Source organism: Polynucleobacter sp. MG-27-Goln-C1 (assembly GCF_018881905.1).
Lineage (GTDB): Bacteria > Pseudomonadota > Gammaproteobacteria > Burkholderiales > Burkholderiaceae > Polynucleobacter.
In genome coordinates this window covers 1-13711 of record NZ_JACVPM010000007.1, presented here as the reverse complement: position 1 = coordinate 13711, position 13711 = coordinate 1, and the positions used below count along the sequence as shown (strand labels likewise).

At 42.5% G+C, this 13711-nt stretch carries 10 protein-coding genes; 7 read left to right on the top strand and 3 right to left on the bottom strand.

Annotation, left to right across the window (positions count from 1 at the left end; translation table 11 throughout):
- Window positions 1-14 precede the first annotated feature (14 nt).
- Window positions 15-455: a universal stress protein gene (locus ICN14_RS10140; protein ID WP_216226359.1), complete on the top strand. Its 441-nt coding sequence runs from the start codon at window positions 15-17 to the stop codon at window positions 453-455.
- Between the two features lie 203 nt (window positions 456-658).
- Window positions 659-1981: a diguanylate cyclase gene (locus ICN14_RS10135; RefSeq protein ID WP_216226358.1), complete on the top strand. Its 1323-nt coding sequence runs from the start codon at window positions 659-661 to the stop codon at window positions 1979-1981.
- Between the two features lie 7 nt (window positions 1982-1988).
- Here the strand turns inward: ICN14_RS10135 and ICN14_RS10130 are convergent, their stop codons facing one another.
- From ICN14_RS10130 to metK, 3 genes are all read right to left on the bottom strand, one after another.
- Window positions 1989-2345: a hypothetical protein gene (locus tag ICN14_RS10130; protein WP_216226357.1), complete on the bottom strand. Its 357-nt coding sequence runs from the start codon at window positions 2343-2345 to the stop codon at window positions 1989-1991.
- A gap of 206 nt (window positions 2346-2551) precedes the next feature.
- The gene (locus ICN14_RS10125; RefSeq protein WP_216226356.1) at window positions 2552-4855 is read right to left on the bottom strand and encodes an EAL domain-containing protein; all 2304 of its coding nucleotides are present in this window, start codon (window positions 4853-4855) and stop codon (window positions 2552-2554) included.
- 22 nt (window positions 4856-4877) lie between these two features.
- Window positions 4878-6038, bottom strand: coding sequence for a methionine adenosyltransferase (metK, locus tag ICN14_RS10120; protein WP_216226355.1), 1161 nt, complete (start codon window positions 6036-6038; stop codon window positions 4878-4880).
- Window positions 6039-6137: 99 nt separating this feature from the next.
- On the opposite strand from metK, the gene ICN14_RS10115 reads away from it, so the two are divergent.
- Genes ICN14_RS10115 through ICN14_RS10095 form a run of 5 tightly spaced genes read left to right on the top strand, consistent with a single transcriptional unit; the run spans window position 6138 to window position 13247 of the window.
- Window positions 6138-7496 (top strand): CheR family methyltransferase, encoded by a 1359-nt coding sequence (locus tag ICN14_RS10115; protein WP_216226354.1) that lies wholly within the window; start codon window positions 6138-6140, stop codon window positions 7494-7496.
- Window positions 7497-7530: 34 nt separating this feature from the next.
- Window positions 7531-8529 (top strand): chemotaxis protein CheW, encoded by a 999-nt coding sequence (locus ICN14_RS10110; protein WP_216226353.1) that lies wholly within the window; start codon window positions 7531-7533, stop codon window positions 8527-8529.
- A gap of 23 nt (window positions 8530-8552) precedes the next feature.
- On the top strand, window positions 8553-10022 hold the full coding sequence (locus ICN14_RS10105) for a methyl-accepting chemotaxis protein (protein WP_216226352.1): 1470 nt from the start codon (window positions 8553-8555) through the stop codon (window positions 10020-10022).
- An 8-nt stretch (window positions 10023-10030) separates the two neighbouring features.
- The gene (locus ICN14_RS10100) at window positions 10031-12178 is read left to right on the top strand and encodes a response regulator (RefSeq protein WP_216226351.1); all 2148 of its coding nucleotides are present in this window, start codon (window positions 10031-10033) and stop codon (window positions 12176-12178) included.
- Window positions 12179-12191: 13 nt separating this feature from the next.
- The gene (locus ICN14_RS10095; protein WP_216226350.1) at window positions 12192-13247 is read left to right on the top strand and encodes a chemotaxis protein CheB; all 1056 of its coding nucleotides are present in this window, start codon (window positions 12192-12194) and stop codon (window positions 13245-13247) included.
- The last annotated feature ends 464 nt before the right edge of the window (window positions 13248-13711 follow it).

Sequence of the window (13711 nt, the reverse complement as noted above, 5' to 3'; positions counted from 1 at the left end):
GAAAGGTATTCATTATGTTTAAAAATCTATTGGTCCCCGTAAGCGGAGAAAGCATTACTAAAAAAAAGTTAAATATGGCGATCAAATTGGCTAAATTAGATGGGGCAAAAATTAGTCTAGTCTATATTTCAGACCCTGTTATTCCTTACTCATCATCTGAGGTTCAATCAGCTTTAGCGTTATCAGCAAAGGAATATAAAAAGGTGAGTGCGGAGTTTGCTAAACGAGTGTTGGCAAAGGCAAGGGCGGTTATCGGTCCCGATGTAAATGTCCAGGAATTGCATATTTATCATCCCAATATTTCCGATGGAATTCTAGAGGCTGCTAAAAAGGCAAAAGCCGATGTCATTGTGATGGCCTCACATAAGAGAACAGGGTTACGTGGAATTTTTCTGAGGAGTGAAGCGCAGGAGGTAATTTTGCACAGCAAGCTGCCAGTGTTGATCTTGGGTTGATAGGTCCCCAAAAATTAATCTAACTTCAAGCGATCAATAGCAATAAGTAAACAATGTATAGCTCCCAGTATCAACATATTAAATTCAAAATAAAACTAGGTTTTTGTTTTGCGATCTTTGTCATTCTTAGCGCAACCGCCTATCAGATTTATACAATCTGGCGGGATAATCTCAGGGTCGAATCATTGGAGATTTCTCATAATGTGCGGATAGCTAACATCCTCGTAGAGGATGCGCTCATAGATGGTTCAAAGCTCTTAGATATTGCGAAACTTGACTTAAGAGCGGGAAAAACTCAGATTAAGCTTACTAATCAGGAAATTGGGCAGTCCCTCGGGAAGACTGTGGAGAAATTTCAAGTAAGTAGTTGGTTTAATGTGTATGGAAATTTATTATTCGTTGATGCTGATGGGAATATATTGGCTAATACTGATGGCCCTCTGAAGAGAAAAATAAATGTGGCTGATCGTTACTACTTTCAGGCGCTAAAGGAGCGGGGAAAAGAAGAGATAGTCATTAGCCCTGAGGTCACTGCAAAGTCTAATGGGAGAAAAGTTTTTCATTTGGCCAGCTCCATCGTGAATGACAAGGGGGAATTTATCGGACTCCTAGTGATCCAGGTAAATTCGAAAAAATTCAAGGATGACCTAGTCACGACTTTAACTGATGGCTATGAGACGATGGGCCTATACCTTGCCAATGGAAAGCCAATATTTTCTCTTGGCGATCAAGATCATGGGGTATCTGAAGCGTCAATTGCAGGAATTAAGTCGAGAGACATCCCAGGCAGGACAATTTTGCTTCCTAGTAATGAAGCATTTGGTTTTGGTCAGATTGTTGCTAGCTCTGAAAATTCTAAGTTTGGCGCATACATGATTGGAGAGGCGACAACTAGAAAGGTGTGGACTCAAACTTTTAGTTCAGGCCTTAAGTTTCTTTTGTTAGTCTTTTTCAGCTGCCTATTGGTGGGTTACTTTGCATACCAGCTACTTAAATCTATCGCCAAGATTGAGGCTGAAAATCATTTAGCTATCCATGATGCTTTAACGCATCTGCCCAATCGCCGCTATTTTGATGAGATGTTCCCAAAAATACAGGGTGATTGCAGAAGATCTCGCAAGCCACTGAGTGCGCTTTTTATTGATATCGATAAGTTTAAGGACTTCAATGATCTGCACGGTCACGAATGTGGCGACAAGGTATTAAGGGTTGTCGCGAATTCAATATTAAGGATTAGAAAGCGCCCACTAGACTTCTTTTGCCGGTATGGTGGGGAGGAGTTCATATTTGTTTTGCCGGATACAGATCAACAAGGTGCCATGCATTACGCCCAAGAAATACTTGAGACTGTTAGCGCTCAAGAAATTGAAGTAAATGATGGAGTCATGGTGCACGTTACCGTCAGCATTGGTATTGCAACAGACCCAGACGGTTCGCAAAACTTAAGTGATGATTTAATTAAAAAGGCAGATTCTGCAATGTATAAGGCAAAACAAAGTGGGCGAAATCGGTATGAATGCTTTTAATTCTGAATTAGTAATCAGCCTTCAGTTTTGCAAGTTTGACTGTACGCAACTCAACAGCAAGGCGATGCACATTGCTTGCTGCTAAAGAGGATTTTTTCGCCGCCCGTATAAGATCTTCATTATTGGTTATTAGGGCAGACTTCTCTGTTAATTTTGTTGCTTCCACTGCTAGGCGAGCAAAATCTTCGACTTTTACTGCTTCTTCAATGAGCTCTTTACTGCTTTGTTCTGTTAAAGACGCCAAATGATTCAATCGATTATTCACAATTAAATATGCAGCATGAAGATTGTCGATTTCCTTGGTTAGGGATACCACCCTGTCTAATAAGCTTTGGGTGTAAGAGTCAAGGTGATTGTCAAACATAGATGGAGCCTAATTTATATTCTAGATAAATTCTATAACATTATTTACCTGTCGTATAAATGATTAGCGCTAACCCCATCATTTGCAATTGAATCATTCTATTAATCTGCTAGCAAAATCCAATACTGGCTAATGAGGGTAGTGTTGATAGGGCATAGACTGTTACGCGCTTTTTTTGAATCTTTGTCTAACTTTCATTTTGGGCTCTAGTAAGTAATATCGCTAACGATTAGTTTTTCAAACTCCTCAGCAGGTATTGGTTTTGAGAAAAGATAACCTTGCCCCTCTTCGCAGTGATGTTGCGACAAGAATTGACGCTGCCCATCAATTTCAACCCCTTCGGCAACAATTAAGAATTCCAGTTCTTTTGCCATCGCAATGATTGCGCTAGTGATAGCAGCCGCATGCTTATCTGTTGTCACGCCTTGAACAAATGAAATATCGATTTTTAATATGTCGATTGGAAATTTTTCAAGGTACGCGAGAGATGAGTATCCCGTTCCAAAGTCATCAATGGCAATTAGTATGCCCAAATCCCGAATTTTATTTAATAGTCCAGTTGTTTTTTCGGGGTTTTTCATCGCTGCGGATTCAGTTAATTCCACCTCTAAGTATTTTGCCGGCAACTTATTTTTTTCTAGGGCTTGTTTCAGGGTTGAGATGATTTCATCGTCAGTAAATTGCTCGGAAACTAAATTCACAGAAACCGGGACAATCTGAATGCCATTCTTAGACCATTTCTTTTGTTGGCTGCAAACTTGATCAAGAGCCCAATTCGTCATTTTGCCAATAAGTCCAATTTCCTCCGCTAGCGGTATAAAGTCTTTTGGGGGTACTAATCCTCTGGCTGGATCACGCCATCGCATTAGTGCTTCTGCCCCTGCAATTTTCCCTGATTGCAAATCCACGCGGGGTTGATAAAACATCTCCATTTGCCCTGCGGCAAAAGCTGCTCTGAGCTCACTTTCCTTGTGTATAAGATTTTGAACTTCTTCATTGAGCTCGGGTGATGCAAGCACAATTGATTTTCGACTACTCTGCCTAGCTCTAAAAAGAGCGGCCTCGGCCGATTGCAGTAGAGTATCCGCATCTTGCGCATCTTTTGGATAAATGCTGATGCCAATTGAAGGTTCAAGCTCAAGCCTTGATCCTTCCCACTCAAATGGTTGGCTTGTAGCTTTGGAAATGCGTGCCAACAGTTCGGTTAGGGGGCTTGGATCTATAGAGCCATCAACCATAAATATAAAGTTCTGATTATTAATTCGTGCCACCAAGCTAGCTTTTGGCTGTATTGCTCTTAGGCGTTCTGCCAGCTCTATTTGGATTGCTTCAGCCGCTTGGTGACCTAGGCTTGCTGAAATGGTATTTAGTCTACTTAAGTCGATAGCAATGAGGGTAATTAAGCTATTTTGCTTACTGGCAATATGAATGGTTTGGCTGAGCGTTTCCAGTAGGATTGCTTTACCAGGAAGGTCGGTAACTAAATCGTGAGTTGCTTTGTGTTCAAGTTCGCGCTCCATCTTTCTTGCGCGATTGATGGCGGAAATATCACGAAAAATACAATTTAATAATTTTCTACCATCAAGTTCTACTTGGCGGGTTTTAATATCAATCTCGACGATCGAACCGTCTCTAGATAGAAGTTCAGTGGTAAAGCTAGTCTGAGGATATGACAGAGCTTGCTTTAAGTGCTCCAGTAAGACCTCTCTTTGATTTGGTGCAGTGATTTCTAGCAAGGACAATTTTTCAAATTCGTCACGAAGGTAGCCGAGTTGTCCGCACGCTACATCATTGAACTCAATAAAATTCCAAGTGGCCGAATTTAATAAACCGACCCCTTCTGGCAATAGCTCAAATAGAGTGTGATAACGTACCTCTGCATTGTGAGCGCGTTTTTCTTCTTCAGTGAGGGCTGCCGTTCTTTCCGCTACCTTATTTTCTAAGTTCAAATTTAAAGTGTGCAGGTCTTCTTCTAGTTTGCGCAGTAGTTGATTTTGATATGCCGCATTGTCATAAGTAGAGACAAGCATTTGCAGGATTTGTTTTCGTCCCGCCAAAACACTGTACTTGGTGCCATTGATTTCGACATCGATCGGTAATTCAACGTCATGATTTGAGTCTGTTAATGGATTGCTCAATAAACGTTTAACTTGGGTAAGAAGACGTTCATTGTCATATGGCTTTGTAAGGTAGGCTTCAGCACCTGCATTTAATCCGCGTATAACATCTGTCGGGTCTGATAATGCAGTTAATAGTATGACAGGTATGGATTGTGTAAGAGGATCTTTTTTGATTTGCTCACACATTTGATAGCCATCTAATACGGGCATTTGAATATCGCTAATGATGATATCGGGCCGGCTATTTTGTATTGAAAGTAAACCAGCCTCGCCATCTGTAGCGATTCCGCAATGAAAACCTTTGCTGACTATAAAGCGTCTCAGGAGTTCCGCTTGAATTGGGCTATCTTCAACAACTAATATATTGGTTTGAATAAGTTCTTTTTCCATATGTTAAAAGCATAACCCTAAATTAAATGAACGACTGTAGAGCCTTAACCATATCGCAGTTTTCCCAGCTGAAATGGGTGTCGGTCCGGCCAAAATGGCCGTAGCTCGCAGTTTTCTTATAGATGGGCTTTAAGAGATCGAGTGTATGAATTATCCCCTTGGGTCTCCAGTCAAATGCTCGTAACAAGACCTCTCCCAATTTGGCATCTGACATGACTCCTGTTCCAAAGGTTTTCACCATAAGGGATGTAGGGTGTGCGACGCCTATTGAATATGAAACCTGAATAAGGCACTTTTTTGCCAATCCTGCTGCCACCACATTTTTAGCTACATATCTTGCGGCATATGTGGCTGATCTATCTACTTTTGAAGGGTCTTTTCCTGAAAAAGCGCCTCCACCATGAGGGGCGGATGAGCCATAGGTATCGACCATCAGCTTTTTCCCTGTCAGACCCGTATCTCCTTGGGGGCCTCCGATAATAAATTTACCTGTTGGGTTAACTAAATAGCGGATATTCCCCTTGGATAATTCTGGGGGCAAAATAGGTTTAATGCACTCTTCGATAACGATCTCTCTTATATTTGTCAGAGATATTTCGGGGGAGTGTTGGGTCGATAGAACGACAGTATCAATGGCAATTGGCCTATCATCTCGATAGCGAAGGGTTACCTGTGATTTTCCATCTGGTCTGATCCAGTCAAATCTGCCGCTACGGCGTAATTTAGCTTGCTGATGAACGAGCTTATGAGCTAGCGTGATTGGCATTGGCATTAACTCCTCTGTTTCATCGACGGCATAGCCAAACATCATCCCTTGATCGCCTGCCCCTTGATTGGAGGGATCATCTAAAGCCTGATTTACACCCTGGGCAATATCTAAGCTTTGCTTTTCAAAATTCTGTAAAACGGCACACCCTTTAAAGTCCATCCCTAGCTCTGTATCGTTGTAGCCAATCTCCTCCAGCGTTCTTCTGGCAATTTGCGCATAATCGACAATGGCTTTAGTGGATATTTGGCCCGTCAATAGCACTAATCCTGCGCTGCAAACGGCATTGGCGGCAACGCGGCAATCGGGATCTTGCTCTAAGATGGAATCGAGAATGGCATCTGAAATTTGATCACATATTTTGTCTGGATGGCCTTCGGTAACCGATTCCGAGGTAAAAAGATATTCGCCAGTCATGGCCAACCTTTGTAAAGAAGTGGATGTCTTTGTTACTATAAACCCAGAAAGTCCAGAGGTTAAGTGGATTTCAAACACCTTAAAAATTTCTATAGTTCAATGAAAATATCACAATCTACCGAGCTGATTCGAAGAATTCGAGATCTTTCAGGCATGCGGGTGACAGAGCTTGATTTTGAGAGGTTAGATTCATGGGTGCAAAGACGCATGAATGTATTAGGACTAAAGGACCAAGATGGTTATCTTCATTACTTAAATGGCCCTAATGACCTAGCTGAAGATCGGCGGATGTTGAGCGAATTATTGACCACGGGCGAAACTTTTTTTATGCGGGATCCCGGTCAGATGGAGCTGATCAGGAGGGCGATACTTCCTGAAATTATCTCTAGAAAATCGTCCAATAAACAAATTCGAATATGGGCTCCAGCATGCGCTACGGGTGAAGAGATTTATTCACTCATTATTTTGTTGGAGAAAGTATTGCCCAACACCGCTGGGTGGGAGATTGATGTTGTAGGCAGCGATATCAACCCAGAATTTATTGAGCAGGCCAAGCACGCAGTTTATAGAGAGTGGGCTTTTAGAGGGTGTGATCAGGATTTTAAAAACGCTTACTTCCAAAAGACCGAGGCTGGCTGGAAGTTAATTGACCGTATTCGTTCTCGAGCTCGATTTCTAGTATTTAATTTAGTAAACGAAAGGTTGCCAGATATATCAAATCATCTGGTTGATATTGATTTTATTTTATGTAGGAATCTATTTATATACATGAATTTAGATTCCATTAGTCTAATTACGGATAAGTTGTCGAGCTGCCTGCTTTCAGGCGGCGTCTTAATGACGGCGCACGGTGAACTTCATGCCTACCGACAAAGCGGTTTGAATGTGAAAATTTACCCCGAGTCTTTAGTCTATGAAAAGCCAGAAGTATTAATTGCCCTCAATGTGGTTGAGTCCACCATGAGCCAGGCCATTAAGACTTCGGAGGTTGATGCGGCAGCCTTCCGCACCATAAACAAAGAAGTCGCTGTAACGAGCCCTCCAAAATCTATTCCCGAGTTACTGGGATCTGCTTGGGCTTATGCAGACCGAGGCGGGTTTAATGAAGCCCTAGAGATATATAAAGAAATCATAGCGCGCGATTCCATGCAGGCAGAGCCCTATTATTTGCATGCTGTAATCTCATTGGAGAAGGGGGACGTTGATCGCGCCAAAGAAGACTTAAGGAAAACCCTATATTTAGATGAAAATTTCATACCTGCATATCTGGATTTAATAACAATTCAAATTCAAGAGGGTAAAGAGGATTTGGCGGCAAAAACTTGTGAGCAGGCATTGAGATCCATCCAAGCAGGCCCTGAAAATCTTTACCTGCCAGGCCTGAGAAATGCCGCTTCATCTGACGTTAGGGAGTATTTAATCAATCTACAAAAGAGTTTGACTTCGCCCAGCGATTAATCTAAATTGAAACAAAAAGTTCAATAAGTGAAATATGTCTAGTTTTTTGGTATTTGAGTCTGAGTTGGTTCGATATGCCATTCCCGCAGAGGCTGTGGATAGTATTTTTTGGATGCCAACACTTTCTCCGATTGAGGCCGCTCCACCTTGGTTTGTTGGCCTCGCCAATTGGCATGGTGAGGTTGTTCATGTTTTAGACTTGGGTTTGCGTTTTAAGCACTCGCCAAGAAACTATTTAACGTCTACCAATATTATTCTTGTCAGTACGCCGCAGATGCGTTGCGGCATTGTGGCTGACTCAGTCATGGGACTAACTGAGGCGTCCTTCGAGTCAATCGTAAAGCGTGAGATGGCTATGCCGTCTGATTTTAGTTCCGCATATTCTGATCTTATTGAAGGTGAGATCAAGCAAGGCGATGAAATCATCCTTTTATTAAATTTGCAAAACCTTTTAACGGTCAAAATAGGGCAAGAATTCCCTAAAGTGGGCGAGGACTCCAGTTTCGAATTGGTGAATTCTCGAACAGCGCATGATGAAGAGGTCTTTAGCGCCAGAATGCATCAGTTAGCATTGCCAGTAATTGATAATAAAAACGAAAATAAAGACGGCTATGCACTTGTGACGATTGGCGGTATTCGGTATGCGATTGAAATTGCCTATATCACGGAGTTTACCCATCTAAAGCAATGTGTTCCGCTTCCTTGTTGCCCTCAATACATTTTGGGGGTGATTAATTTAAGGGGTGAAATTTTATCTGTCATCGATATGACTTCTCTTCTAAATATTCAAAATATTGCAGATAAGCAAGATATTGTTATTTTGCAGTTTGAGTCAAAAAGAGTTGCGCTGGCAGTTCAAAAGGTTGAAGATTTCAGGTATTTCGATCGCCACCTTATTTCTAATCTGCAAAATGTTGAGGAGCATCATGCTCAATGTAAATCACTACTAAAGGTTGATGATGGTGTGGCAGGAATATTGGATATAGAGGCTATTTTGCTTGGTAGCTTGCTTGAAATTGACGAGCATGTATAAATAATTAGATTAAGGAGAGATTCATGTTAAATAAACTCACACTTCGTTGGCGCATGTTGCTAAGTTATTTGATTCCGCTACTGGTGTTGCTGGTTATTGTCGGCGTGAATCAAACAAAGATGAATGCGGCTGTGGAAAAGTCAAATCTTCTGAACGCCACTGCAAATTTAACCCCTGACATTTTGAAGATTAATGAAAATATGATTCGAATGCAGCGAGCTTCATATGCCTACATACTGGCAGGTGGAAATCAAGGTCAGGAGATGAGTTACCCACGGAAAGTCTATCAGGATTCAATGGCGAATATTGATGTTTCCTTTGCCAAATTGGATAAGGGGTCATATTCGCCAGAATTTGTGGCAAATCTCAATAAAATGAAAGGCGCCTTTAATGCCGTTAAAGAGGTAAACGGTCAGTTGGTAAGGTTGGTGGACGAAGGTAGGTTTAAGGAGGCGGCAGAGACGTTTAAATCTGGTGGTAGTGAACGAATTGCGCGTGAGAGCGACTCAATTGCGGATGACACTGCTAAATATGATCTGGCGATGAGAGATCAACTTCGTGAGCTGGTTACGCAAAATATCGATAGTGCAAAAAGTATTGTGTTGTATGGCACGATTGCTGCCATTGTGATCCTGATGGCTTTTGGTATATTAGTTTCCATATTTTTAAGTCGCGATATTTTTACTAATTCCAGCCAAGTTTCCTTAACCGCCGTATCTATTGCTAGTACGTTAGCCCAGCATGAAAAAGCTGTTACGCAGCAAGGATCCTCTGTTTCAGAAACTACCAGCACCGTGGAAGAGCTAGTTTCATCAGCCCGCCTTTCTTCTGAGCAGGCCGACTCGGCTGCAATGGCTGCAAAGACTGCACAGGAAACTACCCTTAAGGGGTTGGAGTTGATTACTCGTAATCAGGCCGATATGACTGCTCTAGAAGGGAAGATGTCAGCCATTGCAAAGCAAATATTGAGCCTATCAGAGCAGGCAGGTCAGATTGGTAATATTTCAAAGTTGGTTGGCGAGTTGGCTAGCGAAACAAATATGCTTGCGTTAAATGCTGCTGTTGAGGCCGCACGTGCTGGGGAGCATGGCAAGGGGTTTGCTGTGGTGGCTAGTGAAATCCGTAAGCTAGCAGATCAAAGTAAGCAGTCAGCAGAGAAGGCGAGCCAGATTGTTTCTGATATTCAAAAATCTACAAATACGATGGTGATGACGGCCGAGGATGGAACGAAAACAACCCATCAGGTATCCGAGAACGTAGAGCAGGCAGCTGAAGCTTTTGAAGCGCTGCGTAAGTTATCGGAAGGTGTATTCCAAAATGCACAACAGGTATTGTTGAATAGTAAACAGCAGGCTGCAGCTTTAGTGCAAATTAATGAGGCAATGCAAAATATTAATAATGGTTCTCGAGAAATGATCGCAGGAACTTCGCAGGCTAGAACTGGTGTTGAGGCCTTAACAAAGGTAGCTGATCATCTTCGTACTATGGTCTAACTCTCCAGATGCCAAAGATTGACGATGTCGAGCTCTGCAATCTCTTTCGCATAGAAAGTGCAGAGCATCTGCAAAAACTGGATGCAGGTCTTTTGTCGCTTGAGAAGAATCCGCAGAATCAGTCCTTGGTTCAGGAAGTTTTTCGAGAGGCGCATAGCCTTAAAGGTTCAGCTCGGATGCTGGGTCTTATTGAGATACAGGGATTGGCAAATACTGTTGAAGATATGCTTGGCGCCGTAAGGGGCGGGAAATTACTTGTTACCGCTGAAGTGATTAAGCCCCAGTTAGCCACCCTGGATCAAATTCGAAAATTAGTTGCAGAAGCTGTAGGAGACTCGTTTGCCTCGGAGGTGCCTTTACAAACTCAACCCTCTGATTTTCAGAAGATTGTTGAACCTTCAGCCCCTCCTACTATGCCTGCAATCAATCCAGAGATTGCCACTAAGGCAAGCGAGGCATCACAAGGTGACTCAATTAATAAAGGAAGGTCGATACCCCCTGAATTTCATATTGAGACCCTCAGAGTTGACGCTAGAAAATTAGATTTTTTATTGAGTCAGGCTGGTGAGTTGGTTGTTAGTCGCAGTCGCATTTTGCGCTGGCAGGAAGAGTTCGGTAAGTTGGTAAATCAACTCGATAGCGGAGAGATTCCTACTGAACCATGGGTTAAAGCGGCCCAATCGATGCGCGCTAAATTAGCCGAAGATGCCAGTAGATTAGGCGTGATTACGGAAGAGATGGACGGTGGAATTCGTGGATTGCGACTATTACCCATTTCTACTTTGCTAGAGCAATTTCCAAGAATGGTCCACGATCTTGCTGCGGAAGAAAAAAAGCAGGTTGACCTTGTATTTGAGGGCGAAAACGTAGTTGCAGACAAAAGAATTATTGAGGAGATGAAGTCTCCTTTGATGCACATGTTGCGTAATGCAATTGATCATGGCATTGAACTTCCGGAAGATCGAATCAAGCATGGGAAATCTCCCGCTGGAAAAATATTAGTTAAGGTGAGTCAGGAAGCGGAGCACGTCCGATTAGATGTGAGTGATGATGGTCGCGGTTTGGATCTAGAGGCTATCAGACTGCAGGCCGTGAAACGTCACCTGTATACAGAATCTCAGGCCTTAGAGTTAGATGATGCGCAGTTGAAAAATGTGTTGATGACTCCTGGGTTCTCGACCAATAAAATGATTACTGATATTTCAGGACGTGGGGTGGGGTTGGACGTGGTTCGGTCAACTGTAGAGCGCATGCATGGAACCTTGCAAATAGACTCTACTACAGGTAAGGGGATGGTTTTTTCTTTAAACCTACCTGTCTCATTGACATCAACACGTGTGATGATTCTTCGTGAATGGGGTGAAAGCTATGCCCTGCCATGCGAGGCAATTTACTTTTCAAAAATATTAAAGCCGGGTGAATTATTAGTTCGTGAAGATCGTCAATGCTTTTACCATGACGATGAAATTATTACTGTCAGTCGTTTGGGTGCCTTATTGGATAGACCTCCGCAATTGGTGGATTCTAATGCAGCTTTAATTTGCGTGGTTATTAAAGTGGGCGAATTCAGTTTTGGCCTAATTGTTGACGAATTACATGATGAAGAGGAGATTGTCTTAAAAGCACCTCCAGCACCAATCAAGAGATTACGCAATGTATCAGGCTTAACCGTTTTAGACTCGGGCTTGGTTTGTGCCGTACTCAACCCAAGTGACCTTGCCAAGAGTGTTCTGCACACACATCAAAAGACGGTTGATGATAAAAAAATGATTCACCCAACCGAGATTTCAATCAAAAAATCTCTGTTATTGGTTGAAGACAGTATTGTGACTCGCATTCAAGAAAAAAGAATCCTTGAAGGAGCGGGGTATGAGGTTATCACAGCTGTGGATGGTGTTAATGCATGGAATATCTTGGCTTCGAGATCTTTTGATGCAATTGTTTCTGACATCATGATGCCTAATATGGATGGGCTGGAATTAACCGCAAAGATTAGAGCTAATAAAAAATTTGCAGATATCCCAATTATTCTTGTAACTTCATTGGCTTCAGAGAATGATAGGCGCAAGGGATTGGAGGCTGGCGCAGATGCTTACATTTCTAAATCAGAATTTGATCAGACTGTATTGCTTGATTCCATCACACGACTTATATAAAGAGTTCATATAAATGCCAAATAATGGTGAAGCCAATCCTATTCGAGTTTTGCTGGTTGAAGATTCGCCATTACAACTCCATATAATCAAGTCTGTATTAGATGCTGATCCCCATATCAAGGTAATCGGAACCGCGGTTAATGGTGCGGAGGCGTTAATTCTGCTTCCTAGCCTCAAGCCCGATGTGATTTGTACCGATTACCATATGCCGGTGATGGATGGTCTAGAGTTCATTCAAAAGGCAGTCAAGGTGTATCCTTGCCCAATCTTGGTCTTGAGTATTTCAGTTCAACCGGATCAAGTGGATAACATTTTCAAGCTACTATCCGCAGGGGCAATTGATGTTATGGCCAAGCCGAGAGCAACTGGTGGCGTGATCGGCAAAGAAGATGGCACGAAGTTGGTTGAAAAAATTCGCATTGTTAACGGCGTCAAATATATTAAAAGAAAAAATGGCCAGTCGCTTCCTGCGCCTAGTCCGCAGTGCTTGGTTCCCCGAATCGTTGCCCCAAAAATGATTGTGATTGGAGCCTCTACGGGAGGTCCGCAGGCTTTGGAAATCATTTTGCCAGCTCTAAAGCAGAATTTTTCTATACCCATCGTATGTATTCAGCACATTAGCCATGGTTTTCTAGCGGGAATGTTAACTTGGTTGGGCGGAATGACTAGCTTAAAGATTGAGGAGGCAAAGGAAGGCGGTTTACCGCTAGCGGGGCACCTTTATTTCCCGCCTGAGGGTATGCATCTTAGCTTTAGTGAGCAAGGTGCCTTTGTTTTGTCTCCGCCAAAATCAGGGGATATTTATTGTCCCAGCATTGACGCATTATTTCTCTCTACATCGCAAGTATATGGAGGTCAGGTTACTGCTGTGATCCTTAGTGGCATGGGGAAAGATGGGGCCGATGGAATGAAAGCGATTTTTGATGCCGGTGGCGATACCGTAGCGCAAGATGAAGAATCAAGCATTATTTTTGGGATGCCATTGGCCGCAATTAATTTAGGTGCTGTCTGCAATGTTTTGGACCCGGTTGATATTGCAAAGTATCTTAATGGCTTGCCTAGTAGATAAATGCAATTGGCCTAATTAAAGGTGGATGTGTATCAATAACAGTCCATGATATCTAAGGAAGCCGGAAGTTCAGGGATGGCACTTTGTCACTTAATCCGACAAAACCGTATTCCCTCTTTGGATTTATCAGAATTTTGATAATATGGACCAGATGACTCAAGCCAGGATCTCGTCGTTATCCTGAAAGGAGCATCTCGAGCCAAACCAAATTATCGGAGACCTTGTTCCACACTTCGCCATCTGCGCCCACTTCTCATGACTCACCGGAATCATGTGCTTGATGTCTACCGATATCGATTTTCCATTTATGGGCAACCCCCCACATTCATTTTCTTTCCTTGCCTCACTAGAGAGTTTGGATTTCTTCTGTGAGTCGTCTTCGTTTGGTGCCGCCAAAATTACATCTTTCATATACATCCCCTTTAGTTAACGCTAGAAAAAAATCTAGTAGGGTTAATTTACTT

Bases quoted from the DNA above. Each gene is read 5' to 3' on its own strand.
- ICN14_RS10130 (WP_216226357.1), bottom strand. From the start codon at position 2,345: ATGTTTGACAATCACCTTGACTCTTACACCCAAAGCTTATTAGACAGG.
- ICN14_RS10095 (WP_216226350.1), top strand. From the start codon at position 12,192: ATGCCAAATAATGGTGAAGCCAATCCTATTCGAGTTTTGCTGGTTGAA.
- ICN14_RS10140 (WP_216226359.1), top strand. From the start codon at position 15: ATGTTTAAAAATCTATTGGTCCCCGTAAGCGGAGAAAGCATTACTAAA.
- ICN14_RS10125 (WP_216226356.1), bottom strand. From the start codon at position 4,855: ATGGAAAAAGAACTTATTCAAACCAATATATTAGTTGTTGAAGATAGC.
- ICN14_RS10100 (WP_216226351.1), top strand. From the start codon at position 10,031: ATGCCAAAGATTGACGATGTCGAGCTCTGCAATCTCTTTCGCATAGAA.
- ICN14_RS10115 (WP_216226354.1), top strand. From the start codon at position 6,138: ATGAAAATATCACAATCTACCGAGCTGATTCGAAGAATTCGAGATCTT.
- ICN14_RS10110 (WP_216226353.1), top strand. From the start codon at position 7,531: ATGTCTAGTTTTTTGGTATTTGAGTCTGAGTTGGTTCGATATGCCATT.
- ICN14_RS10105 (WP_216226352.1), top strand. From the start codon at position 8,553: ATGTTAAATAAACTCACACTTCGTTGGCGCATGTTGCTAAGTTATTTG.
- metK (WP_216226355.1), bottom strand. From the start codon at position 6,038: ATGACTGGCGAATATCTTTTTACCTCGGAATCGGTTACCGAAGGCCAT.